The sequence below is a fragment of the Pseudomonas sp. SDO52101_S400 genome (assembly GCF_054071635.1).
Genome location: NZ_JBSVWF010000024.1, coordinates 33,984 through 58,369 on the forward strand (window position 1 = coordinate 33,984; position 24,386 = coordinate 58,369).

Here is a 24,386-nt window from a genome sequence, read left to right on the forward strand (position 1 = left end):
GACTCGAAAAAGGGCCTTTTCAGTCAGGTTTTCACGCGGCAACAAACGGATTTCTTACGCAACCCATGACCGGCTCGCGCCATTGCGCGGGCGACTGCTGCCCGGGGAGGGGCCAGTCGATCGATTCACATGATTGAACGATCCCGGAGCGCGGGTGTGCATTTCGAGGGGCGCTCGGCGGCCCGCAGGCTTTTCCACTTCGACCAATAATAGAGAGCACAATGTCCGCAATTCACGAATTGAAACCCCTGTTCAAGGCCCTGGTGATTTCCCGAACGTTGCGCTCGCGCTCTGTGCTGGCGGGAATGGGCATGGCGTGCCTGCTGCCGCTCAGCGCTCAGGTCCAGGCCGAGGACAAAGCCTTCAATATCGCGGCACAGTCCCTGCCACAGGCGCTGCAGGCGTTTGGCGAACAGAGCAACATGCAGGTCATCTACAGCGCCGATGATCTGGCGGGCCTCAAGAGCTTTGCAGTCAAAGGCAACATGACTCCGGAATCGGCCATCGGCCAGCTCCTGCGCGGCACCGATGTGCGTTTCACCGTGGAAGGCAACACCCTGATGCTGGTGCGCAGTGGCAGCGCCAAAGGTCTGGAACTGGGTGCCACCACGATCAACGCCACCGCGCTGGGCACCACTACTGAAGGCACCAACTCCTACACCACCGGTGCCGTGACCATCGGCAAGGGCCAGCAGAAACTCAAGGACATCCCGCAGTCGGTCAGCGTCCTGACCCGCAAGCGCATGGATGACCAGAACATCAGCAACCTGACTCAGGCCGTCGAAGCCACCACCGGCCTGACCGCGCTGAAGTCGCCAGGCCCGGGTATCTTCATTTACTCCCGTGGTTTCGACATCGAAGCGATCCAGTACGACGGCGTGCCGATCCCGCGCAACGTGTATGCACTGGGCAGCTACATCACCGAAAACATGGCGATCTACGACCGCATGGAAGTGATCCGTGGCGCGGCCGGCCTGCTGCAAGGTGCGAACAGCCCGGGCGGCGCGATCAACATGGTGCGCAAACGCGGCCAGGCCGAACCGACCGTGACCCTCACCGCCAAGGCGGGCAGCTGGGACCGTTATGGCTCCCAGGCTGACGTCGGTGGCCCGCTGAACGATGCCGGCACCATCCGTGGTCGCGCAGTGGTCAACTATGAAAAAGACCACTCGTTCACCGATTACGCCTGGAACTGGGAACAGACCGTGTACGGCGCCCTGGATTTCGACCTGGACGAAGACACCGTGCTCGGCATCGGTTTCAGCAACAAGAAGAGCCACGGCCGTCCGTACCTGCTGGGCCTGCCGCGCTATGCCGACGCGAGCAACATCAACCTGCCGCGCTCGACCTACACCGGCGCGACCTGGAACCGTTCGATGAACGACCAGACCGCGGTGTACGCCGATCTTGAACACCACTTTAACGACAGCTGGAAAATCAAGGCTTCGGCCATTGCCATGAACGAGTCGAACGAGGCGACCTACCAGTTCATCGCCGGCGTGGTACCGGTCGGAGGCAGCACCGGTCCGCGTTTCTCCGACTACTCGACCGACTTTGCCAACAAGAACCGTGCGTTCGACATCTACCTCGACGGCCAGTTTGAAGGCTTCGGCTTCAAGCAAGGCCTGACCGTGGGTGCCAACTACTCCAAGTTCACCAGCGATGACAAATACGCGCGTCAGTTCACTCCGGGTGTAGACGTCTTCGACATCGATCACAACCGTCCGCAGCAGTCGTTCGACATGATCGCCGACAACGCCAACCTGGCCGTGAGCACTTACGATGTTCGCCAGAAGGGCATCTACGGCAGTTACAGGATCAACCTGACCGACCCGCTGACCCTGATCCTCGGTGCGCGTACCAGCTGGTATGACTTCTCCTTCGACCAGGACAACTACTTCGCCCGTGAACTGCAGGAAGGCGGCGAGAAAAACTCGATCAAGAGCACCGGCCGTGTGACGCCTTACGTCGGCATGGTGTATGCGCTGAACGAACAGTGGTCGGCCTACGGCAGTGTTGCCGAGGTGTTCATTCCGCAAACCCAGCTGACCAAAGAGAAGACCGCGCTCAAGCCGATCGAAGGCACCAACTACGAGCTGGGTATCAAGGGCGAGCTGATGGATGGCCGCTTCAATACCTCCCTGGCGTTGTTCCGCTACATCCAGAAAAACCGCGCCGTGTCTGACCTGACCACCGACATCGAAGGACCGGAGGCCTGCAATGGCTGGTACTGCTCGACGGCGTCGGGCAAGGTTCGCAGCCAGGGTCTGGAGGCGGAAATCGCCGGTGAGCTGTTTGACGGCATGCAGATTTCCAGTGGCTATACCTACAACACCACCAAGTTCCTCGAAGACTCCGACCTCAAGGGCAAGCGCTTCGCCACTGGTACGCCGATGCACATGTTCCGCCTGTGGGGCGACTACACCCTGCCGGGTGACTTCCACAAAGTCAGCGTCGGGGCCGGTGTGAATGCCCAGAGCAGTACGGTCAGCTTCGACCGCAGCTTCGATCTGCCGGGCTTTGCCATCTGGGGTTCGCGCGTTGCCTACCAGGCCACCGACGAGGTCAATCTGGCGGTCAACCTGAACAACATGTTCGACAAGCGCTACATCATTCCGGCCTTCGCCCAGATCAACAGCAACAGCTACTACGGCGACCCGCGTAACGTGATGTTCAGCGTGACGTACAAACCGCAGTTCTGATCCACCGGTAACACCCGAACCCGGCCTGCCATTGCAGGCCGGGTTTTTTATTGCCCCGAAGAAATCGGCGGCGCCTGGCTTCAGCGGCGGATGAACGAAAGACCCTCCAAAGAAAAACCCCGTCAATCAAGGATTGACGGGGTTTTCGGGTCTCGCGCAGAGCGCTCAGCGCACTCGACTGTTGCTCAGGAAAGTATCGATCAGGGGTTCAAGCAGTTCATCCTGAAAGATCATGCTGCGGTGTTCCAGAGGTGACAGCTGCGAGCAGTTCAGTTCGCCCGATTGGCTGTAGCGCTGAATCAGCGCCTGGCTGAAGGCCAGTTCCTCTGCGGTTTTCTCCGGCACCGCCCACCAGCAACTCGGTTTGACTCGCAGTGGCTTGAAGGTAAAGGCGTCAAAGGCTTCCACCAGACGATCGTGCACCGAGAACGCCTGGGCGTTCATGACTTCACTCTTGATGTTCTGCACGGTGGTCAGCAAGTCACCTTGCCCCGGCTCGACCTGACCGGCTGCCCAGTCATAGAAGTCTTTGACGCTGCCGTGCGGCGACGCTTGCAGGTAGGCGGCGGTGCGCAGTGCCAGGGTGGGGAACAACAGGTTGAAGTAGTGCACGGCGTCGAGCACTTCTTCCGAGGTGACGCCGAGCGCTTCGTCGTCCGGTCGCTGGAAGCGGGGCAGGTCGGCAGGGAAGGCCGAAGTCGGCACGGTGCCGTCGACCAGCCCGAGAAACGCCACTTCATGGCCCTGAGACTCCAGCGTCGCGGCCACATCCATGGCCAGCGGGCCACCCAGCGACCAGCCCATCAGGTGATAGGGCCCCTTTGGCTGGGTGTTGACGATTTCGCGGCTGTAGTCGGCGATCATCTCCGACCAGGTTTGCGCGTCGTTGTGTTGTTGTGCGAAGCCGCGATGCATCACGCCATAGACTTTCGCCCGATTGTTCAAGCGTTTGGCCAGTGGCTGATAGCAGAACACGATGCCGCCGCTGGGGTGCAGGCAGAACATTGCCGGTGCGTCGGCCGGTGCGTTGTTGAGTTCGACCACGCACTGCGCGGTTGCGAAATGCTGACGGGCGACGAAAGCGGACAGTTCGGCGATGGTCGGGTGGGCCAGCAGCTCTTGCAGGCGCACTTCGATATCAAGCTGCGCCTTGAGCTGGGCGATCAACTGGATCGCGAGAATCGAATGGCCGCCCAACTCGAAAAAGTTGTCGGTGATCCCGACGCGCTCGATGTTCAACGACTGCTGCCAAAGACTGGCCAGCGCTTCTTCCAGCGGATTGCCCGGCGCCACGTAGGTACGTTGCCAGAGGCTGGCATCCGGTTCCGGCAGGGCCTTGCGGTCGAGTTTGCCGTTGGCGTTCAACGGGAAGCGCTCAAGGAACAACAGGTGCGCAGGCACCATGTAATCGGGCAATTGCGCACGCAGAGCGCTAATCAGGGTGTCACGCAGTTCCGTCGAACCCGCAGCGATGACGTAGGCCACCAATTGCAGGCCGCTCGGGCCGTCGTGGGTCAGCACCGCGCAATCCTGCACCTGCGGCTGATCGAGCAGACGCGCCTCGATCTCGCCCAGTTCGATGCGGAAACCACGGATTTTTACTTGATGGTCAATTCGCCCGACGTACTCGATGCTGCCGTCGTTGCAGTATTTCGCCAGGTCGCCGGTACGGTACAGACGCCCGCCCGGAACACTGTCGAACGGGTCGGGGATGAAGCGCGTGGCGGTCAGGTCGGTGCGGTTCAGGTAACCCCGGGCCAGCCCGGCGCGACCGATATACAGCTCGCCGGTGCAGCCTTTGGCGACAGGGTTGAGGCCTTCATCCAGCAGATACCAGGACAGGTCGGCAATCGGCACGCCGATGGGGCTGGCAGACTCGGCATTCAGGTCAGCCAGCGACAGCGGCCGGTAGGTGACGTGAACGGTGGTTTCGGTGATGCCGTACATGTTGATCAGTTGCGGGGCCTGATCGCCGAAGCGCTCGAACCAGGGACGCAGGCTTTTCACCTCGATCGCCTCACCGCCGAAAATCACGTAGCGCAGTTGCTGGGTCAGCGTCTGGTCAGGTTCGCAGGCGACTTTCATCAGTTGTTTGAACGCCGACGGCGTCTGGTTCAGCACGCTGACCTTTTCTTCGCAGAGCAGCGTGTAGACGTCTTGCGGCGAACGGCTGACGGCGTGCGGCACGATCACCAGGCGACCGCCGTACAGCAACGCACCAAAGATCTCCCAGACCGAAAAGTCGAAGGCATAGGAATGGAACAGGCTCCAGACATCGTTCTGATCGAAGCCGAACCAACCGCTGGTGGCTTCGAACAGGCGTACCACGTTGTGATGCGGCAGCAGGGCGCCCTTGGGTTTGCCGGTCGAGCCGGAGGTGTAGATCACGTACGCCAGATTGTCCGGCTGCACGGCCACGTCGGGGTTGTGCTCGGCGGCGTCGATCAGGCTTGTGGCGTCATCGAGCAGCAGGCAGCGCACGTGGGCCGGCAATGGCAATTGTTCACGCAGGTGGGATTGGGTCAACACCCAGTCGATGTGGCTGTCTTCGATCATGTAGGCCAGGCGATCAGCCGGGTAGGCCGGGTCCAGTGGCACATAGGCGCCGCCGGCCTTGAGAATCGCCAGCAAGCCGATCAGCATCTGCGGCGAGCGCTCGGCGGCGATGCCCACCAGCACGTCCGGGCCGACACCGTTGGCGATCAAGCGGTGGGCCAGACGGTTGGCCTGGCGATTGAGCTCGGCGTAGCTGACCTGTTGTTCGCCGAAGGTCAGGGCGATGGCTTCGCCATTGCGGGCGACCTGCGCTTCGATCAACTGGTGCAGGCACAGTGACGGGGCGATTCGGGTCTGCTGCGGGTTCCATTCGGCGAGGGTCTGCCGATGCTCTTCGGGGGCAAGTAGCTGCAACTCGTCCAGGCGCAGGTCGGGGCGGGCGATCAGTTGTAGCAACAGTTGCTGCCAGTGCCGCGCCATGCGCTCGATGGTGGCAGGGGTGTAGAGGTCGCGGCTGTATTCGAATATGGCTTGCAGGTTCTGTGGGCTGAAGTCGACGTCCAGCGACAGGTCGAACTTGGCCTGGCTTTCACCGGCATCGAGAAACTGCAGGTTCAGCCCGCCCCATTCCACGGCCGCCGGTTCGCCGCCACCCGTGCGCCAGTTGAACAGCACTTGGAACAGCGGATTGAGCGAAGTGGCACTGCCGCGTTGCAGTTGATCGAACAACAACTCCAGCGGGTAATCGGCGTGTTCCAGTGTTGCCAGCGAATGAGCGCGCAAGGCGTGCAGAAAGTCCCGCGCCGGTTGCTGGCCATCGAGCGTCGCCTTGTACACCTGGCTGCTGACAAAAAAACCCACAAGTTCCTGGCTGTCACTGCGGTTGCGGCTGGCGTTGGGCACGCCGACGGTGAATTCGCGTTGCTGGCTGTAGCGGCCGAGCAGCAATTGCCACGCGCCCATCGCTACTACGAACGGGGTCAGGCCCTCGTTCTGGCAAAAACGGTTGAGTGATTGCAGCGCTGTGGGCGCAAGGCTCAGGGAATGACGCCCGGCGAGGTGTTGCTGGCCTTCGGCGCGGGCGTGATCGACCGGCAGTTCAAGCACCGGCAGTTCTCGCCCCAGGTACTGACGCCAGTAATGGTCGGCGCGCTTGCAGGCCACGCCGTCGAGGTACTCGCCGCGCTGCCACTGCGCGTAGTCGCTGTACTGGATCGGCAACTCGCTCAGTACCGGGCTGAGGCCGACGCTGGCCTGCGCATAGGCGCGCGCCAGATCCTGCATGAGGATCGCGTTGGACCAGGCGTCGGACACGATGTGGTGCATGTTCAGCAGCAACACGTGTTCACGCTCGGCGGTCTTGACCAGGGTGGTGCGGATCAGCGGTGCGCGGCTCAGGTCGAACGGTTGCAGGGCCTGGGTTTGCAGGCGTTGCTCCAGGTGCAGGCGACGGGTGTCCTCATCCAGTGAGGAAAGGTCCTGGCGCTTGAGGTTCAGGCGTGCCTGGCGCTCGACCACCTGGATCGGCACGCCGTCGATTTCGCGAAAGGCAGTGCGCAGGATGTCGTGGCGGTCGATCACCGCGTTGAGCGCGCTTTCCAGCGCCTGCGGATCGAGGTCACCGTCCAGGCGCAGGGCACGCGGCAAGTTGTAGGCGGCATTCGCCGGTGCCTGTTGCTGCACCAGCCACAGACGTTGCTGGGCGTACGACAGCGGCGCCCGGTCCAGACGCTCGCGGCGGGTGGCGACCGGGTCTGGATCGACGGCGTCGGCATCGGCCAACAGCAGCGCCAGCAGGTCATCATCAAGAAGTTCGTTCATGGCTTTCTCTTAACACTCGACAGGGGCGGGCCGGTTCAGCAGACGGCTGCCGGGGCTTTTTCGCTGATGACCTGGCCGCCTTGCATGCGCACCAGTTGGTCGGCGACGTCGAAATAACGGTCATCGTGGGAGATCACGATGATGGTCTTGCCCAGGTATTTGAGTTCCGGCAGCAGCTCGGTATAGAAAATCCGCCGGAATACCGGGTCCTGGTCGGCCGCCCACTCGTCGAACACCAGCACCGGACGTTCCTCCAGCCAGGCGTTGAGCAGGGCCAGGCGTTTGCGCTGGCCGGTGGACAGATCGGTGGTGCTGAACGCGCCATCGCGAATGCTGACCTTGTGCGAAATCTCCAGGCGTTCGAGGTAGCGGTTGGCGTCCTCGGGCACTTGTTGATCGCCTTGCACCAGTTCGTCGAACAGGTAGTAGTCGGCAAAAATCGTAGTGAACAACTGACGGTAATCGTCACGGTTCTCGGCCACCACGGGCGCACCGTTGAGCAGGATTTCCCCGCCCTTTGGCGCATACAGCCCCAACAGCAATTTGATCAGGGTGGTTTTGCCGCCGCCGTTCTCGCCGACGATGAACACGATTTCACCCTGACGGATCGACAGGTTGACCGGGCCGAGGGTGAACGGTTTGTTGTCGTCCACGGCGGCAAATGCGTAATGCACGTCACGCAGTTCCAGATGCTCGACCACCGGTTTGGCGCTGGCGGTGTCGCTCAGCAGCAGGTGGGGTTCCGGAGAGGAAAACTGCTCCGCCAGATCGGCAATGCGTTTGAAGGCGATGTTGGCGCGGCTGACGACGGGCAGGGTGGTCACCAGGTATTCCAGCGGGCCTTTCATGTACAGCAGCACCAGTACGAAACCGCTGAGCACCGCTTTGTCGGTGCCCAGCCAGAAGGATTGCAGGGCGAGTGCCAGTCCGATCACCACGAAGAACAGCATCGAGCCAAACGTCTTGGCGACCACAAAGGTGTTGATCGAACGGATGTGGGTTTTGCAGATGTAATCGGCGGTGCCTTCGATGCGCTGGCTGAACATGCGCTGACGGCGCGGGCGATGAATGCGCAGTTCCTTTGCGCCGGCCGCGATGGCGCTGTAGTGCTTTTGCAGTTCGTCTTCGGCTTCACGGGCGGCTTCAAAGCCTTTGATGCCTTTGGCCCGGGCGACGTACTGCACGACGGTGCCGATGACGATCGCCACCAGCAACAACGCGAACATCGGCACCGAAAGGTAAGCCAGGTAACCCAAGCAACCGAGGGTGACGGTGAAGGCAATGGCCAGCGGTGCGAAGGAAAACGCGAAGTCGCTGACGGTGTCGACGTCATGGGTCAGCACCGGGATCAGGCGATGGCTGCGGAAGCGTTCGATCTGTTCGATCGGCGCCAGCAGGACTTTTTCGCCAAGGGATTTTCGCAGCCCGGCAATGATGTGCTGGCCGACATGGTTGGTGCCGATGTCGGACAGGATCGAACTCAACAGCGCCAGTGCACACAGCCCGGCGAAACTGGCGAGCACGCCCAGCGACGGGCTGCCATTGGCGTTCAGGGCGTCATTGATGGTCGCCAGCAACGCCGTGACGCTGAGGCCGCCGACCATGCCGAGCATGATCGAGATCATGACCACCAGCCAATAGGGCTTGAGCAGACTGAGAACTTCGCTGATGGCGCCACGGGATTTAGTGGTCATGGGGGGGATTCCGCTTTTGGAGGCCGCTGGGGGCGATGATTCGAGAAAACCGGGAGGGCGTCGGCCCGATGGCCGACGCCGGGGTGGATCAGAGGTCGCGGGCTACACGAAAGCCCAGCCAGTCGCCACGCACTTTGGGGTAGACCGCGTTGCGGTTGCCGGAACGCGAGAACACTGGCGCTTCGCCCCAGTCATTGCCGCGGATGCGCCGGATGCTGCAGTCGCCGGTCAGCCACGCGCTGCCGTCACTCGGAGCGCCGACGTAGTTTTCGTTGTAGCAGTCGGCCGTCCATTCGTAGACGTTGCCGTGCATGTCATAGACGCCGAAGGCGTTGGCCGGAAAGCTGCCGGCCGGTGCGGTGAAGTTGTAGCCATCGGCGGCGCCATAGGTGTTGGCGTGTTTGGCGATGCTGTATTCCTTGCCCTCATCGAACGGGAACGGGAAGGGCCCGGCGCTGCCGGCACGCGCGGCATATTCGCGCAGGGACTCACTGACCAGACGGTATTGCTTGCCGGTCTTCTTCGAGAGCCACGCCACGTATGCATTGACCTCGGCGAAGTCCATGCACACGGCCGGATGCCTGTCGGTGTACTGCTTGCGCGGGTCGCTGCCCGCGTAATCCGGAATCCCGGCCTTGCACGCGCGGCCCTCGCGATCATCACCGTCGGGCATCTGATAGCCGGTGTCCTTGAGGTAGGCGTCCCACTGGCCCCGAAGGACCTGGAAGCGGCTGATGGCCAGCGGCTTGGCGAACGTTACCGGGTGCATCGGACCTTCGTCCGGTTCGCGGCCGACTTCGTCTTCCGGGGTGCCCATGGTGAAGGTGCCGGTGGGCAGCACGACCATCTCCGGGCAGTCCTTGCAGTCTTTGAACACCTTGCCCGGCTGCAGCGGTTCAGCCGCCTGCGCCAGCCCCGGCATCAGGCTGGCGAGCAGCGCGGCCAGGGTCAGCGCGGGGAGCGACTTGATGGAAAAACTACGTAGCTCACTGTTCATCATTTCTCTCGATAACAGGTTTAAAGGAGTTCGCGGTGCTCAGATCTGGCTGACGAGCACGGTCATGAAACGGTCGATTTCTTGTTCGTTGTTCAGCAGCCCCGGCGCGCTGCGAATGACCGGGCCGACGTCGCGGTCGACGGCATCGGCGATCACCTTGTTCTGCATCAGGTAGGCGGCGATCTTGTCGCAGTCCTTGCCCTTGACCCGGAAGAAGGTGAAACCGGCGGACAGTTCGGGGCTCAGCGGCGTGACCAGTTCGATCTGTGGGTGTTCCTGCAGGCGTTTTTTCAGGTAGCTGTTCAAGGCGTGAATGCGTGCCTGGACGTCGGCCTTGCCCAGTTGCAGGTGCAATTTGAACGCTTCGTTCAAGGCCCAGCGGTGCTCGAAGGCGTGATAGCCGCCGGGGGTCATGGTGGTGGAAAACGCGGTGGCTTCGGAGAAGGTCGGAATGATCGGCGTGACGTACCTGACCTGATCGAAACGGCTGCACACAATGCCGGTGCCACGCGGGCCGAACATCCATTTGTGGGTGCCGGCGATGAAGAAGTCGCAGTTCATCGCCGGGAAGCTCAGGTCGTCGACACCGAAGCCGTGCACGCCGTCCACCAGATAAATGATCCGGTTGTCGTCCGAACGGCCCTTGTTGTGCTTGTCGACCAGCGCGCCGATTTCGGCGATCGGCAGTTTCACGCCGCTGCCCGAATGCACCCAGCACATGCCCAGCACACGGGTTTCGGGGCGGATGTTGCTGTCGATGGCCGCGAGGATTTCGGCCTTGGTTGCCGTGTGCGGATCCTTGAACAGGCGGATCTTGCGCACCTTGGTGCCTTCACGCTGTTTGCGCAGCGCGAGGATGGTGTGGGTGGCGTAGTGCTCGTGCTGAGTGGTGAGGATTTCCTGATCGGCACGCACGTGTGCGCCGCCGTAAATCATCGCCAGGCCCTCGGTAGTGCTGCCGGTCAGGGCGATCTGTCTGGCGTCGGCTTGCAGATAGCGCCCGGCCCAGACTCGCACCTCTTCCTCGCGCTGCTCGATCACGCCCAGGTCCCAGTCCATCGCCAGTCCCGGATTCTTGTCGAGGGCAGCGCGGTGCAGGGCGATGGCGTCACGCACCGGTTTGGGGTGCGAGGTGATCAGGAAGTTGGAGAAGTGCAGGCAGTCGGGATCCTGCTCGAACAGTGTGCGTAATTGCGTCCACTTGTCCTGTGCCGGTGCTGTGGGCGCAACGTTCGCGGTGCTGGCGGTGCTGGCGGTGCTGGTGGCGCTGGCGCTTTGGGCGATGCCCGAGGCCAGCGGCAGGCCGGCGGCGAGAATTCCCGCCTGCTTGAGAAACGTACGACGATCACTCATGGCTTGATCTTGTCCTGCTGTGAAATCAGCGCAGGTCGGGCGGCTTTCTGCACCTGATCCCAGACCCGCAGGAAGTTGCCGCCCCAGAGCTTGGCGATGTCGGCTTCGGAGTAGCCGCGCGAAATCAGCTCGGCGGTGACGTTGGGGATGTCGCCGACGTTCTCCCAGCCTTTGACGCCGCCGCCTTCGTTGAAGTCGGAGCTGATGCCGACGTGGTCGATGCCGATCTTGCGCACGGTGTAATCGATAGCGTCGCCGTAGTCCTTGAGTGTGGCTTTGGGTTCTTCATCGAGGATCGCGTAGAGGCGGCTGGCGTACTGGCCGAACTTGGCCTCGGGCCATGCGGCGATGATCGGGTCGCCCGGCATCAGCGCCACGGCCAGGTTGGGCAGGGGCGGCAGGTCAAAGCTCTTGCGCAGTTCGTTGAGCTTGTCCTGGGTGGTCTGGGTCAGCGGGCGCAGGTATTGCGAGAAGCCCACCACTTGCACCACGCCGCCGCTGTTCTTGATCAGTTGCAGTTCTTTGTCGCTGAGGTTGCGGGGGATGTCGACCATCGCCCGTGGCGCCGAGTGCGAGGCGACCATCGGCGTGCGGCTCAGTTGCGCGACTTGCTCCAGGGCTTTGGTCGACATCTGCGACACGTCGATGATTACGCCCAGGTCATTGAGGCGCTTGACCGCTTGCTTGCCGATGTCGGAGAGGCCGTCGAGCGCGTCCGGCGAATCATTGAAGAACGGCAGTGGCCGGGACGAGTCGGCCCAGTCGTTGTTGCCGATGTAGCTGAAACCGAACATGCGCATGCCGCGCGCCGTCCACAGGTCCAGCAGGTTCAGGTCGTGGCCCAGCGGGTAGGCGTTGAGCATGCTGATGAAGATCGCGAACTTGCCTTCGCCGTGCAGGCGGCGGAAATCATCGGGCGTGTAGGCGATCCCGACCTGATTGGGGAAGTCGCGGACCATGCCGGAGATGATTTTGTAGCGGATCTCCTGCTGGTTGCGCGCCTCTTCAACGAACCCGGCCGTAGGCTTGTGCGGCGCATTGGCGCCGTTCCACAGCTCCGGCCAGCCGAAAATCGTCAGGGCCGCGCCGGAGAGTTGCCCGCGATTGGCTTTTATCAGGTCGAACTGACCGGGGCCGTCCTTGTCGGCTTCATTGCCGTGGGTGCCGAAGTCCTGGAGGACGGTGATGTGGCTGTCGAACGACAGCAGGTGCTGGTGCATCTCGCGGGCCTGGTCCATGACCTTGGCCGGATAGCCGGGATTGTCGTTGAGCCAGTAGTCCCAGGCTGCGAAGCCTGCTGCGGCACTGATCGCCAGGGCCAGTGGCAGGCCAATGAAAAGAGCCTTTTTCGAACGTGGTTTTGTCATTGCCATCTCAGTCAGGTTCGCCGTCAAGGTGCTGGCGCAGGGGCCATTGCTATCTGGAAAGAACGAGTGATTGGCAACGAAATTTAGTCGCATCGCCCTGTGGCGAGGGCACCCTTAAATTTGTCGAGGCAGCGTACGTTCTAGCTTGGATAAAGCCTGCTTCATGGCTGACACAGGTAGGGCAATGAAGATTTCTCGACGATGGTTCATGGCAGGCCTGGCGCTGACCGGCGCTGCGGTGCCTGCGGCTTATTTTGGTCATCGTGAATGGACCAGACCGGACCCCACGATCACCCCCGGCGAGGCGTCGTTCGACGTGGCCGACATGGCCGGTCAGCGTTTGGCGAACAAATTGCGCGGGGTCTGGGATATTCGTTTCGAGGGCCGCGACGCGGGCGTCGAAGGACTGCCGGCAAGCGGTTTGCAGGTGTTTCTCGACATCGGCCAGAAAGGGCGCGGTGTCTGCGGTTTTCTGGATACGCCTGAGCGTCTGCGTTCTGGTGAAACACCGCGTTACCGAATAATCGGTGATCTGGCGGGTGGCGATGCGGCGAAGTTGAGCTGGCGGCTGATCGGTGCAGACGGTCATATCGACTATGAGCTGCAAATGATCCTCGACGAAGTCTGGGCCGATTTCGGCAACGCCGGCAGCGGCAGCCTCAGTGGTCGGGTGTCACGTCTGGATCGGCCGCTGGCTCTGCCGATGCAGGACAATCGCTTCATTGCCGTCAAACATCTGTTCCCCGAAGCCCGGCAGCGCACGCCGCTGAACCCGACGCTGCTGGCGTGGCTGATCTCTCCCGAGCATCGGTTGTTTCACCAGGTCTGGCACGCCACGCGGGACAAGTGGCACACCCTGGCCGAAGACAAGCGCAACGCGTTGCGCGGTCTCGGCTGGCAGCCCGGCCCGCGTGACAACGAGCGTGATGCCCGTGGCGATCGCAAGGACCGCAACGGTTCGGGCGTCGACTTCTTTTTCATGCACCGGCACATGCTGGGCACGGCGCGCTCGATGCAGGATCTGCCGTCGTGGAAGTACTTCCCGCTGCCGCAGCCCGAGCTGATCCGCGACCGGGTCGGTTTCGCCCGCTATTTCGACAATCACGACGGCACGGCACTGCCGCCGACGTGGCTGGCCGATGGCGACAACGAGTACAGCCAATGGGTCAGCGACCTGAAAACCGCCGAGACCTATGAAAGCAACTTTCAGGTCTGGGAGTCGCAGTACCGCGATCCGGCCTATCTGGCCAAGCTCACGTTGGGCCAGTTCGGTTCAGAAGTGGAGCTGGGGCTGCACGACTGGCTGCACATGCGCTGGGCCTCGGTACCGCGCGATCCGTCCAACGGTCAGCCGGTACCGTTTGCCCGGGATCCGGCGGATTTCGCCGCACGCTGGTTTGCGGCGGAAAACGACTTCCTCGGCGATCCGTTTTCATCCCACGTCAACCCGGTGTTCTGGCATTTCCACGGCTGGATCGATGACCGCATCGAGGACTGGTTCCGCGCTCACGAGCGTTTCCATCCGGGCGAAGTAACGCGGCAAGTGGTCAACGGTGTGCAGTGGTTTGCGCCGGGACGCTGGAACGAGGTGGCGGATCCGTGGCTGGGGCCGACCACCCACGGTTGCAGCACCACGCCGGGGTTGCAGGTGGGCAAGTCCGTGGAAATGGACCCCGAGACCATGAAGCTGGCGTTGCGCATCACCTTCATCGGCGACGAGAAAAAACTCGCCGCACTGTTCCGCCGCGTGCCGCAACGGCCGTGGTATGCGCGTCATTTGAAAGCCAAGGTTTGAAGCAAAAGATCGCTGCGTGCGATCTTTTGTTTTTCAGCGCGTCTCCCAGCCCCCACCCAGCGCTTTGTACAACGCAATGCTCGCTTGCATCCGCGCCAGTCGCAGTTGCACGTTGAGGTCTTGCGCGGCGTACAGCGTGCGCTGGGTTTCCAGTACGGTCAGCAAGTCTTCGGCGCCGGCCTGATAGCGGCTTTGCGAAAGGTTGAACGCAGTCTGTGCCTGATTCAACTCTTCGGTCTGCCATTGTCGCTGTTGATCCAGGCCCTGGATGCTGTTCAGGGCTTTTTCCACGTCGGCGAAGCCATTGATGATCGCGCCGCGATAGGTTTCCAGCAGTTCTTCCTGGCGGGCGGTTGCCTTGTCGCGTTCTGCGGACAGGCGACCGTTATTGAAGATCGGTGCGATCAGCCCGGCGGTGAGGTTGTAGAACGGGCTACGCATCACATCGTCGAAGCGGTTGGCGCCGGAGCCCAGCTGCGCGCTCAGGGTGACCTTGGGCAGCATGGCGGCGCGGGCGACTTTGACGTCTGCCCGGGCGGCTGCCAGTTGCGCTTCGGCGCGGGCGATGTCCGGGCGTCGGGTCAGCAGGTCGCTGGGCAGCCCGGCAGCGATTTGTGGCCACTGCAGTTGGTCGAACGACTCGAGGCTCGGTGGCAGCTCTTGCACCGGTCGCCCGAGCAGTGCCGCCAGACCGATTCGCGCGTCCTCGGCCTGTTGCTGCACCGTCGGCAGTTGCCGCTGTTGCGCGGCCACCAGACTTTTCTGCTGAGCCAGTTCCAGCGCGGTGGCGGAGCCTGCATTGAAGCGGGTCTGCACCAGTTGCAAGACACTCTGCGCGTTGGCCAGGTTCAGCGCGGCAATGCGGCTTTGCTCCTGCAATGACAGCGCCTGGGTGTAGCGGTTGGCGACGTCACTGAGCAGGGTCAATTCCACGGTGGCCTGATCGAACTCACTGGCGCGCAGGCCCTGGCGGGCGCTCTCGCGGGTGGCGGCCTGGCCGCCCCAGAAGTCGATTTCATAACTGGCGCTGAGGTTGGCGTCGAAGTAGTCCACCGCCTTGTTGCTGCTGTCGGCATCCAGTTGGCTGTAGCCGTTGCCGCGCAGCAGTTTCTGGCGGTTGGCATTCAGGCCGGCGGTTATTTCCGGTAATTGCGAACCGCCGGCGATCACCGTGCTGGCGCGAGCCTGACGTACGCGGGCGATGGCGGCGGCCAGATCGTGACTGCCGTTTTGTGCCTGCCCGATCAGTTGGTTCAGGTGCGGGCTGGCAAAGTGCGTCCACCATTGCTGGTTGGTTTGCGCCACCGATTGCCCGGTCGGCGACTGCCACGCGGCAGGGGCGATCACGCCGCTTTCCGGGCGTGGTGCGGAGCTGCCGCAGGCGCTCAGCATCAGGCAAAGGGTCAACAGGCTCAGTTGCGGTTTCATAGATCGATCATTCACTGGTGAGGGCCGTGACCGGGTCGAGCCGGGCAGCTTTGCGGGCGGGCATGAAGCCGAAAACGACCCCGGTGATCAGGGCGCAGGCGAAGGCGCCGGCGATGGCCACCAGGGAAAATGCGACAGCGACTTCGCTGAGTATCAGCACGCCGCCCACGAGCAGCGCCAGGCCGATGCCGGCAATGCCGCCGACCACCGAGAGCATCACCGCCTCGGTCAGGAACTGACGCAGGATGTCGCGCTGACGGGCACCGGTGGCCATGCGGATGCCGATTTCGCGAGTGCGTTCGCGCACGGTCATGAGCATGATGTTCATCACGCCGATGCCGCCGACCAGCAGCGAAATCGCGGCAATCGAACCGAGCATCAGCGACAGGGTGTTTTGCGTGCGGGCTTCGGCCTGAATCATCGCGGCATTGTTGGTCAGCTCGAAATCCTTCTTGCCGTTGTGCAACTGCAGCATCAATTGCTCGATGGCCATTTCGGTTTCATGGACCTTGCGCGCATCGGCGGCGGCGATCACCACGTACTCGGGGTTGTGCGTGCCGAACAGTCGTACGCTGGCCGCGGAGTAGGGGATGGCGATGCGATTGTCGCTGTCCTGATCGCCGGAGCTGGCGCCTTTGCCGGCCAGTACGCCCACCACCTGGAACGGCACGTTCTCGATCAGGATGTATTGGCCGATGGGATTGCTGACGTTCTTGAGCAACTTGTCGCGGACTTTCTTGCCGATCACCGCGACGGCCGCACCGTTGCGCTCATCGGCCTCGGTGAAGTAGCTGCCCTCGACTACCGGCCAGTTGAAGATGTCCGGGAAATTGGTGTCATTGCCTCCGATGTAACTCATGTGATCGAGGTTGCCGAAGCGCACCCCCGCTTCGGCGCCGTTGACCGGCATGATGCGCGTGATCTGCGGCAGGCTGGCCAGTGCGGCGACTTCATCCAGGGTGACGATGCCCGGTGGCGTGCGCGGGTTCGGCGCGGCGCCGCTGAGGTAAATAATGTTGGAGCCGAAGGCGCCCATCTGCGCCATGACCTGGCGCTTGCTGCCTTCACCGACCGCAAGCATCACCACCACCGACGCCACGCCGATGATGATCCCCAGCAGCGTCAGTGCGGTACGGAAGCGGTTGATCCACATGACGCGCCATGCCGCTTGCACCGCATCGACCAGTTCGCCTTTCCAGGCGCCGCTCGCTTCGCTGCCCTCGCTCAGGCGTTTGCGCAGATCCACCGCTTGCAAGGCGCCGGGGTTGGCGCTGGTCTGCACGGTGGGATCTTCCTCGGCGCTGTCGCGGATGATCAGGCCGTCGCTGATTTCAATGATGCGCTTGGCCCGGGCTGCCACTTCACGGTCGTGGGTGATGAGGATGACCACATGGCCCTGGCTCGCCAGCTCGTCGAGCAGGGCCATGACTTCCTTGCCGCTGTGGCTGTCGAGGGCGCCGGTCGGTTCGTCCGCCAGAATGATATGACCGCCGTTCATCAAGGCGCGGGCAATCGACACCCGCTGTTGCTGACCACCGGAGAGTTGGTGGGGGCGGTTGCCGGTGCGCGAGGCCAGGCCGAGGCGCTCGAGCAGGGCAGCGGCACGCGCATGGCGCTCGGCGGCGGGAATGCCGGCATAGATGGCCGGCATCTCGACGTTTTCCTGGGCGGAGCCGGACGGAATCAGGTGGTAACCCTGAAACACAAAACCGAAGGCTTCGCGACGCAGCCAGGCCAGTTCATCGGTGTCCAGGCCGGCGACGTTTTCCCCGGCAAACCGGTATTCGCCGGACGTGGGGCGGTCGAGGCAGCCGAGGATGTTCATCAGCGTCGATTTGCCGGAGCCGGACGCGCCAACGATTGCCACGAACTCGCCGGCATGGATCGACAGGTCGATGCCGCGCAGCACGTGAACTTCGGGTGCATCGCCGCCGCCGTAGGATTTGCGGATGTCCTGCAGGTCGATCAGGGGCGTTTGCATTCAGCCTCCGTTGCCGTCGGCCGGGCCGATCAACAGATGATCGCCTTCGCTGAGACCGTCGAGAATCTGCACTTTCAAACGGTCGCTGATACCGGTGCGCACGGTGCGCTGCTCGATGTCGCCGTTCTGCGCCACGACCCGGGCAATCTGGCTGTCGGGTTGGGTGCTGCCATGCAGGGCGGCAATCGGTGCGGTGAGGACGTCTTTCGCCTGATTCGAGACAAAGAATACTTGGGTGGTCATCTCCGCCATCAGCGCGTTGTCGGCGTTATCGACATCCAGCAACACGGTGTACAGCACCACGCGACCGGCACCGCTTTTGCTGGTGCTGGTCGGGCTGCCGCCGCCCTGGCTGGTCTGGTCGAGCGGTTTGGGTGGCACCGGCAGGATCTGCCGCACGGTACTGCTCCAGCGCCGGTTGCCGCCGCTGAGGGTGGTGAAATAAGCGCTCATGCCCGGTTTGACGTGGCCGATGTCGGCTTCGGAGACTTCAGCCCAGACCGTCATTGGCGACAGCTTGGCGATCCGCAGGATCAGCGGTGTCTGTTGTTGCGCGTTGAGTGTCTGGCCTTCACGAGCGTCCAGCGCAACCACGGTGCCGGCCATCGGCGCGAAGATCCGGGTGTAGCCGAGCTCGGCCTGATCGCTGCGCAGGCTCGCCTGTGCCTGACGGATCTGCGCCTGGAACATGTCGATGCGCGCCTGCGTGGCTTTTAGCTCGGCACGGGCGGTTTGCACGTCTTCTTCACGGGTGGCGCCGCCGGCGGCCAGGTTCTGCTGGCGCTGGTACTTCTGGCGCGCCAGTTCGTGTTGAGCCTGTTGTTCCTGCAACTGCGCCTTGAGGTTTTCGATGGAAAACTGGCTGGCGTCGAGTTTGGCCTTTTGCGTGGCCGGGTCGATTTCCACCAGCAGTTGGCCTTCCTTGACCACGTCGCCGACTTCCACGTGGATCTTGCGAATTTGCCCCGAGGCCTGGGCGCCTACATCCACATAGCGCCGTGGCTGGAGGGTGCCGAGTGCGGTCACGCTGCTTTCTATATCACCGCGAGAGACCTGCACGGTGGCAAATTTGTCTCGGCCGGGCGGCAAGACTTGCCAGGCCGCAACAGCAATAACGGGAATCAGACAAAGGGCGATGAGCAGGGCGCGTCGGGCGGGACGGGGACGTTTCATGCAGGGTTCCGGCCAGTGGAAATCGGCCCGTCGTTCAGCAGGCACCGCGAACGGGCCACGGTCGAACGCTGTCGCAGGGCGCGACAGACACGGGGGGCTGTCCTTTAAACGAGAGACAGGGTGGGGAATTTAAGCGTTGAAAAACGCGGTAACAGGTATAGCTGGCAACAATTTGTCGGGCAAATGGAAACAGCGCTTTAAATCTATATGAGAATTACTATAAATTACGCGTCTGAATTTGCCACCATCGTGCCACTGCCTGTTTCGGCAGATCGCCGGTCTGGCTCAAGGATCGAAACCGCACCCTGCGGCCGGGAGTCATGTTGGAAAACTACTATCGCGAGCTGGTGTGTTTCCTGAACGCCAAGCTAGGCAACCGCCAGGTGGCCGAAGATGTGGTGCATGACGCTTATCTGCGGGTACTGGAGCGTTCCAGCGACACGCCAATCGAGCAGCCCCGCGCATTTCTCTACCGCACGGCCCTCAACCTGGTGATCGATGACCATCGGCGCAATGCCTCGCGCCAGGTCGAATCCCTTGATGTGCTCGACAGCGAAGAGCGCTATTTCAGTCCTTCCCCTCATCACACTCTCGATCATGGCCAGCGCCTGGCGCTGTTGCAGCGCGCGCTGGCCGAGTTGCCGGCGTTGTGCCGCGAGAGCTTTTTGCTGCGCAAGATCGAAGGGCTGTCGCACCCTGAGATCGCCGAGCACCTGGGCATTTCCAAGGCATTGGTCGAAAAACACATCGTCAATGCCATGAAACATTGCCGGGTGCGCATCAAGCAATGGGATGGACATTGATCGTTCCCGGTTAAATTTTTTTTCACCGTCCTCGTTCCTACTCAACAGACGATCTGCTGTCCTGCACAAGGCCGGTCAGGTCACCCAGGCTTCATCCCCGCTGTTGAGGGGTACATCCAGAGGACACTGGAAATGACACAGGCAATTGCATCGCCCATCGTTCACGACCTGATCGGCGTCGGTTTCGGCCCTTCGAACCTGGCGCTGGCCATCGCTCTGCAAGAGCGCGGCCCGACCCAGGGCGAGCTGGATGTGCTGTTTCTCGACAAGCAACCGACCTACAGCTGGCACGGCAACACGCTCTCGACCCAGAGCGAGCTGCAGATTTCCTTCCTCAAGGATCTGGTGACCCTGCGCAACCCGACGAGTCCGTACTCGTTCGTCAATTACCTCAAACAGCACGGTCGCCTGGTGGATTTCATCAACCTCGGCACCTTTTACCCGTGCCGCATGGAGTACAACGACTACCTGCGCTGGGTGGCGGCACAGTTCACCGAACAAAGCCGTTACGGCGAAGAAGTGCTGACCATCGAGCCGGTGCTGCACAACCATCAGGTTGAAGCGCTGCGGGTGATTTCCCGTGGGACGGACGGCCAGCAATTCGTTCGCACCGCGCGTTCGGTGGTGGTCAGCGCCGGCGGCACGCCGCGCATTCCGGAAGCGTTCAAGGCGCTGAAGGGCGATGCCCGAGTGTTCCACCACTCGCAATACCTGGCCGAGATGGCCAAACAACCGTGCGTAAACAATCAACCCATGAGCATCGCGATCATCGGTGGCGGCCAGAGCGCGGCGGAAGCCTTCATTGACCTGAACGATTCGTTCCCGTCGGTGCAGGTCGACATGATCCTGCGCGGCTCGGCGCTGAAACCGGCGGACGACAGCCCGTTCGTCAACGAAGTGTTCTCGCCGGAGTTCACCGACCTGATCTTCCAGCAGAAGAGCAGCGAGCGTGAGCGTCTGGTCAACGAGTACCACAACACCAACTACTCGGTGGTCGACATCGACCTGATCGAGCGCATCTACGGCATCTTCTATCGCCAGAAAGTCTCCGGTATTGCACGCCATGCGTTCCGCACCCTGACCACTGTCGAGAAAGCCACCGCTACCGAGCACGGTATTGAACTGACCGTGCGCAACAACGCCACCGGCGAAGTCACCGTGCGTGCCTACGACGCAGTCGTGCTGGCCACCGGTTACGAGCGTCAGATGCATCGCAAACTGCTGGCGCCGCTGGAAGAGTACCTGGGCGACTTCGAGGTCGATCGCAACTACAGACTGATCACCGACGAGCGCTGCAAGGCCGGTCTGTACATGCAGGGCTTCTGCCAGGCCAGCCACGGCCTGAGCGATACGCTGCTGTCGATCCTGCCGATCCGCGCGGACGAGATTGCCGGCTCGTTGTATGAGCATGGCAAGCATCGCGGGCACAGCCGTTCGGTGATGGATCTGTTGTTGGCGACTGCCAGCTGATTTTTGAGCGCCTGACACACCGCTTTCGCGAGCAAGCCCGCTCCCACACTGGATCTCTGCTGACCACAAAATCTGTGCTCAATGAAGATCCCCTGTGGGAGCAGGCTTGGTCCGGGCGGAGATCCGACGAAGAGGCCTTCAAGTACACCGCAAAAACTCATTCCTGAACCCTTCCTGAACACCCGCCACATTCCCCGACACACTTCTTTTTGCGGGTTTACTCTCCAGGCATCGGGGCGTAAGCTTCGCGCGTTTTCATCAATAGCGGAGACCCACAGTGGGTACTTGTTCGAGTGACAGTTGTCGGCCGGTCCTTGTAACCGGCAGATTCTCGGCAAGATAACGCGCATTCCTTTGTGCCGTTGTCTCGCCGAACAGCGAGCAGCGGCATCCCGATCATGGTCACTCGAGACCATGTCCCGACGTCCTTCTCATCGACGCTGAAAAGAGCGTGGTTTCGACTTTTTCGTCGCAATCGCAGCCCTATCGACACGCCTGTCTTTTTTGACCGGCGCGCCAACCCTTGCCGTGCCGGTTTTTCGGTGCAAGAGGGCTGGATGTACCTGCTTGACGGTTTCCCGGCTGACCATAGGGGCAACAGCCATGAAACTTACGCTCAAGGAATTTTTCGCAGGCTTCCTGCGGACCCGTCACATCGCCCGGCACTTCCGTCGTCTGGCCGTGCTGGATAGTCTTCGCGACACCACGGTCAGCCGTGAAGTGCCGTCCACCCTGGCCAACACGTTGGTGGACGCCGCCCATTGCGACAGCGGCGTGCTGCTGTCGAACCTCGGTACCCACACCGACGGCCTCACCGATTTCGAAGTCGATGTGCTGCGTGCGCAGCATGGCCTCAACGAAGTCGAGCATGAGCAACCGCTGCCGTGGTGGACCCACCTGTGGCACTGCTACAAAAACCCGTTCAACCTGCTGCTGACCCTGTTGGCGGTGATCTCGTGGCTGACTGACGACCTCAAGGCTGCCGTCGTGATCTTCTCGATGGTGGTGCTCTCGACCCTGCTGCGCTTCTGGCAGGAAAGCAAATCCAACCAGGCGGCCGACGCGCTCAAGGCGATGGTCAGCAACACTGCCACCGTACTGCGTCGGGATGCGCCACGCGCTGAATTGCCGATCAAGCAACTGGTGCCTGGCGATCTGATCGTGCTCTCGGCCGGCGACATGATTCCTGCCGATTGCCGCGTGCTCAGTGCCAAGGACCTGTTCGTCAGCCAGGCCGCGATGACCGGCGAATCGATGCCGGTGGAAAAATTCCCCCGTCAGGCGGATCGCGATACACGCAACCCGCTGGAGCTGGACAACATCCTGTTCATGGGCACCAACGTTGTGTCCGGCACGGCGGTGGCGGTGATTCTCACTACCGGCAACAGCACCTATTTCGGAGCGCTGGCGCTGCGGGTCGGGGCAACCGATCGGGCGGTGACTTCGTTCCAGCAAGGCGTGAACAAAGTCAGCTGGCTGTTGATCCGTTTCATGTTCGTCATGGCCCCGCTGGTGTTGTTCATCAACGGTTTCACCAAGGGTGACTGGACCGAAGCGCTGCTGTTCGCGCTGTCGATCGCTGTGGGCCTGACCCCGGAAATGCTGCCGATGATCGTCACCTCGACTTTGGCCAAAGGCGCGGTGTTCCTGTCGCGCAAGAAGGTCATCGTCAAACGTCTGGATGCGATCCAGAACTTCGGCGCCATGGACGTGCTGTGCACCGACAAGACCGGCACGCTGACCCAGGACAAGATCTTCCTGGCGCGCAATGTCGATGTCTGGGGCGAAGACTCCGATGACGTGCTGGAAATGGCTTATCTGAACAGCTACTACCAGACCGGCCTGAAAAACCTGCTCGACGTGGCGGTGCTGGAGCATGTGGAAGTCCACCGTGAACTGAAGGTCGGCACGGCGTTTCGCAAGGTCGACGAGATCCCGTTCGACTTCAATCGCCGGCGCATGTCGGTAGTGGTCGAAGGTCACGGTCAACCGCATCAGTTGATCTGCAAAGGTGCGGTGGAAGAAGTGTTGTCGGTGTGCACCCGGGTTCGTCACGGTGAAGTCGACGAAGCCTTGAGCGATGAATTGCTGGCGAGAATTCGTCAGGTAACAGCAGCATTCAACGCTGAAGGCTTGCGCGTGGTAGCGGTGGCAGCACGGTCGATGCCTGAAGGTCGCGACACTTACAGCCTGGGCGACGAGCAGGAACTGACGCTGATCGGTTATGTGGCATTCCTTGATCCACCGAAGGAAAGCACTGCACCGGCACTCAAGGCCCTGGCCGAACATGGTGTTGCCGTGAAAGTGCTGACCGGCGACAACGAATTGGTAACTGCCAAGATCTGCCGCGAAGTGGGCCTGGCTCAGCAAGGCCTGTTGATGGGCAACGACATCGAACGCATGAGCGACGCGGAGCTGGCGGTGGCGGTAGAGACCACCAACGTGTTCGCCAAGCTGACGCCGACCCACAAGGAACGCATCGTGCGCATCCTCAAAGGCAACGGCCATGTGGTCGGGTTCATGGGTGACGGCATCAACGACGCGCCGGCGCTGCGCACCGCGGACATCGGTATTTCCGTGGACAGCGCAGTCGATATCGCCAAGGAAGCGGCCGACATCATCCTGCTGGAAAAGAGCCTGATGGTGCTGGAGGAGGGGGTGCTGGAAGGGCGCCGGACCTTCGCCAACATGCTCAAGTACATCAAGATGACCGCCAGCTCGAACTTCGGCAACGTGTTCTCGGTACTGGTCGCCAGTGCGTTCATTCCGTTCCTGCCGATGCTGCCGATGCACCTGCTGGTGCAGAACCTGCTGTATGACATTTCGCAGATCGCGATCCCTTTCGATAACGTCGACGACGAAATGCTGAAACAGCCACAGCGCTGGCAGCCAGGGGACGTCGGGCGCTTCATGCTGTTCTTCGGCCCGATCAGTTCGATCTTCGACATCACAACGTTCGCCTTGATGTGGTACGTGTTTGATGCCAACACCCCGGATCACCAGACGTTGTTCCAGTCCGGCTGGTTCGTGGTGGGATTGCTGACCCAGACGCTGATCGTGCACATGATCCGCACGCCGAAGATTCCGTTCCTGCAAAGCCGCGCGGCCATGCCGTTGCTGGTGATGACTGGAATCATCATGGCCGTGGGCATCTTCCTGCCGATGGGGCCGCTGGCGCACTACTTCAAACTGCAGGCGCTGCCGTCGATGTACTTCGTGTTCCTGCCGGTGATCCTGCTGGCGTACATGGCACTGACCCAGGCCGTGAAAGGCTTCTACATCCGCCGGTTCGGCTGGCAGTAACAG

13 protein-coding genes are annotated in these 24,386 nt (G+C 61.8%); 5 read left to right on the forward strand and 8 right to left on the reverse strand.

What is annotated here, in order from left to right:
* Positions 1-221: 221 nt before the first annotated feature.
* A complete protein-coding gene (locus tag ACW9HX_RS14130; protein WP_457381078.1) occupies positions 222-2,702 on the forward strand; it encodes a TonB-dependent siderophore receptor in 2,481 nt (826 codons plus the stop codon).
* 165 nt (positions 2,703-2,867) lie between these two features.
* Here ACW9HX_RS14130 and ACW9HX_RS14135 read toward each other — a convergent pair whose 3' ends face one another.
* The 5 genes from ACW9HX_RS14135 to pvdM form a co-directional block, all read right to left on the reverse strand.
* Entirely contained in the window at positions 2,868-7,019 is a 4,152-nt protein-coding gene (locus ACW9HX_RS14135; protein WP_457381079.1) for an amino acid adenylation domain-containing protein, read from the reverse strand.
* A gap of 35 nt (positions 7,020-7,054) precedes the next feature.
* A complete protein-coding gene (locus ACW9HX_RS14140; protein ID WP_457381080.1) occupies positions 7,055-8,713 on the reverse strand; it encodes a cyclic peptide export ABC transporter in 1,659 nt (552 codons plus the stop codon).
* 88 nt (positions 8,714-8,801) lie between these two features.
* Positions 8,802-9,710 (reverse strand): dihydropyoverdine dehydrogenase, encoded by a 909-nt coding sequence (pvdO, locus tag ACW9HX_RS14145; RefSeq protein ID WP_457381081.1) that lies wholly within the window; start codon positions 9,708-9,710, stop codon positions 8,802-8,804.
* A gap of 39 nt (positions 9,711-9,749) precedes the next feature.
* On the reverse strand, positions 9,750-11,063 hold the full coding sequence (gene pvdN / locus ACW9HX_RS14150) for a pyoverdine-tailoring periplasmic protein PvdN (RefSeq protein ID WP_457381082.1): 1,314 nt from the start codon (positions 11,061-11,063) through the stop codon (positions 9,750-9,752).
* Entirely contained in the window at positions 11,060-12,430 is a 1,371-nt protein-coding gene (pvdM, locus tag ACW9HX_RS14155) for a pyoverdine-tailoring dipeptidase-like protein PvdM (RefSeq protein ID WP_457381083.1), read from the reverse strand. Before pvdM ends, pvdN begins: the two co-directional genes overlap by 4 nt.
* Before the next feature lie 184 nt (positions 12,431-12,614).
* Here pvdM and pvdP point away from each other — a divergent pair, with 184 nt between their 5' ends.
* The gene (pvdP, locus tag ACW9HX_RS14160; protein ID WP_457381084.1) at positions 12,615-14,225 is read left to right on the forward strand and encodes a pyoverdine maturation tyrosinase PvdP; all 1,611 of its coding nucleotides are present in this window, start codon (positions 12,615-12,617) and stop codon (positions 14,223-14,225) included.
* 33 nt (positions 14,226-14,258) lie between these two features.
* On the opposite strand, the gene ACW9HX_RS14165 is transcribed toward pvdP, so the two are convergent.
* The 3 genes from ACW9HX_RS14165 to ACW9HX_RS14175 are packed head-to-tail and all read right to left on the reverse strand — an operon-like array spanning position 14,259 to position 18,807.
* On the reverse strand, positions 14,259-15,653 hold the full coding sequence (locus ACW9HX_RS14165) for an efflux transporter outer membrane subunit (protein WP_457381085.1): 1,395 nt from the start codon (positions 15,651-15,653) through the stop codon (positions 14,259-14,261).
* Positions 15,654-15,660: 7 nt separating this feature from the next.
* Positions 15,661-17,634, reverse strand: coding sequence for a MacB family efflux pump subunit (locus ACW9HX_RS14170; protein WP_457381086.1), 1,974 nt, complete (start codon positions 17,632-17,634; stop codon positions 15,661-15,663).
* Entirely contained in the window at positions 17,635-18,807 is a 1,173-nt protein-coding gene (locus ACW9HX_RS14175; protein WP_457381087.1) for an efflux RND transporter periplasmic adaptor subunit, read from the reverse strand.
* A gap of 320 nt (positions 18,808-19,127) precedes the next feature.
* Here ACW9HX_RS14175 and ACW9HX_RS14180 point away from each other — a divergent pair, with 320 nt between their 5' ends.
* From ACW9HX_RS14180 to mgtA, 3 genes are all read left to right on the forward strand, one after another.
* Complete coding sequence (locus ACW9HX_RS14180; protein WP_457381088.1) at positions 19,128-19,610, forward strand: sigma-70 family RNA polymerase sigma factor; 483 nt, start codon at positions 19,128-19,130, stop codon at positions 19,608-19,610.
* Positions 19,611-19,742: 132 nt separating this feature from the next.
* Positions 19,743-21,080, forward strand: a complete 1,338-nt coding sequence (locus ACW9HX_RS14185) for a lysine N(6)-hydroxylase/L-ornithine N(5)-oxygenase family protein (RefSeq protein ID WP_457381089.1) — start codon at positions 19,743-19,745, stop codon at positions 21,078-21,080.
* A 603-nt stretch (positions 21,081-21,683) separates the two neighbouring features.
* Positions 21,684-24,383, forward strand: coding sequence for a magnesium-translocating P-type ATPase (gene mgtA, locus ACW9HX_RS14190; RefSeq protein ID WP_457381090.1), 2,700 nt, complete (start codon positions 21,684-21,686; stop codon positions 24,381-24,383).
* The last annotated feature ends 3 nt before the right edge of the window (positions 24,384-24,386 follow it).

What these genes read in the sequence shown, in the direction of transcription:
- mgtA (WP_457381090.1), top strand. Translation starts at nt 21,684, where the DNA reads ATGAAACTTACGCTCAAGGAATTTTTCGCAGGCTTCCTGCGGACCCGT.
- ACW9HX_RS14135 (WP_457381079.1), bottom strand. Translation starts at nt 7,019, where the DNA reads ATGAACGAACTTCTTGATGATGACCTGCTGGCGCTGCTGTTGGCCGAT.
- ACW9HX_RS14175 (WP_457381087.1), bottom strand. Translation starts at nt 18,807, where the DNA reads ATGAAACGTCCCCGTCCCGCCCGACGCGCCCTGCTCATCGCCCTTTGT.
- ACW9HX_RS14180 (WP_457381088.1), top strand. Translation starts at nt 19,128, where the DNA reads ATGTTGGAAAACTACTATCGCGAGCTGGTGTGTTTCCTGAACGCCAAG.
- pvdO (WP_457381081.1), bottom strand. Translation starts at nt 9,710, where the DNA reads ATGAACAGTGAGCTACGTAGTTTTTCCATCAAGTCGCTCCCCGCGCTG.
- ACW9HX_RS14165 (WP_457381085.1), bottom strand. Translation starts at nt 15,653, where the DNA reads ATGAAACCGCAACTGAGCCTGTTGACCCTTTGCCTGATGCTGAGCGCC.
- ACW9HX_RS14185 (WP_457381089.1), top strand. Translation starts at nt 19,743, where the DNA reads ATGACACAGGCAATTGCATCGCCCATCGTTCACGACCTGATCGGCGTC.
- pvdN (WP_457381082.1), bottom strand. Translation starts at nt 11,063, where the DNA reads ATGAGTGATCGTCGTACGTTTCTCAAGCAGGCGGGAATTCTCGCCGCC.
- ACW9HX_RS14140 (WP_457381080.1), bottom strand. Translation starts at nt 8,713, where the DNA reads ATGACCACTAAATCCCGTGGCGCCATCAGCGAAGTTCTCAGTCTGCTC.
- ACW9HX_RS14170 (WP_457381086.1), bottom strand. Translation starts at nt 17,634, where the DNA reads ATGCAAACGCCCCTGATCGACCTGCAGGACATCCGCAAATCCTACGGC.
- ACW9HX_RS14130 (WP_457381078.1), top strand. Translation starts at nt 222, where the DNA reads ATGTCCGCAATTCACGAATTGAAACCCCTGTTCAAGGCCCTGGTGATT.
- pvdM (WP_457381083.1), bottom strand. Translation starts at nt 12,430, where the DNA reads ATGACAAAACCACGTTCGAAAAAGGCTCTTTTCATTGGCCTGCCACTG.
- pvdP (WP_457381084.1), top strand. Translation starts at nt 12,615, where the DNA reads ATGAAGATTTCTCGACGATGGTTCATGGCAGGCCTGGCGCTGACCGGC.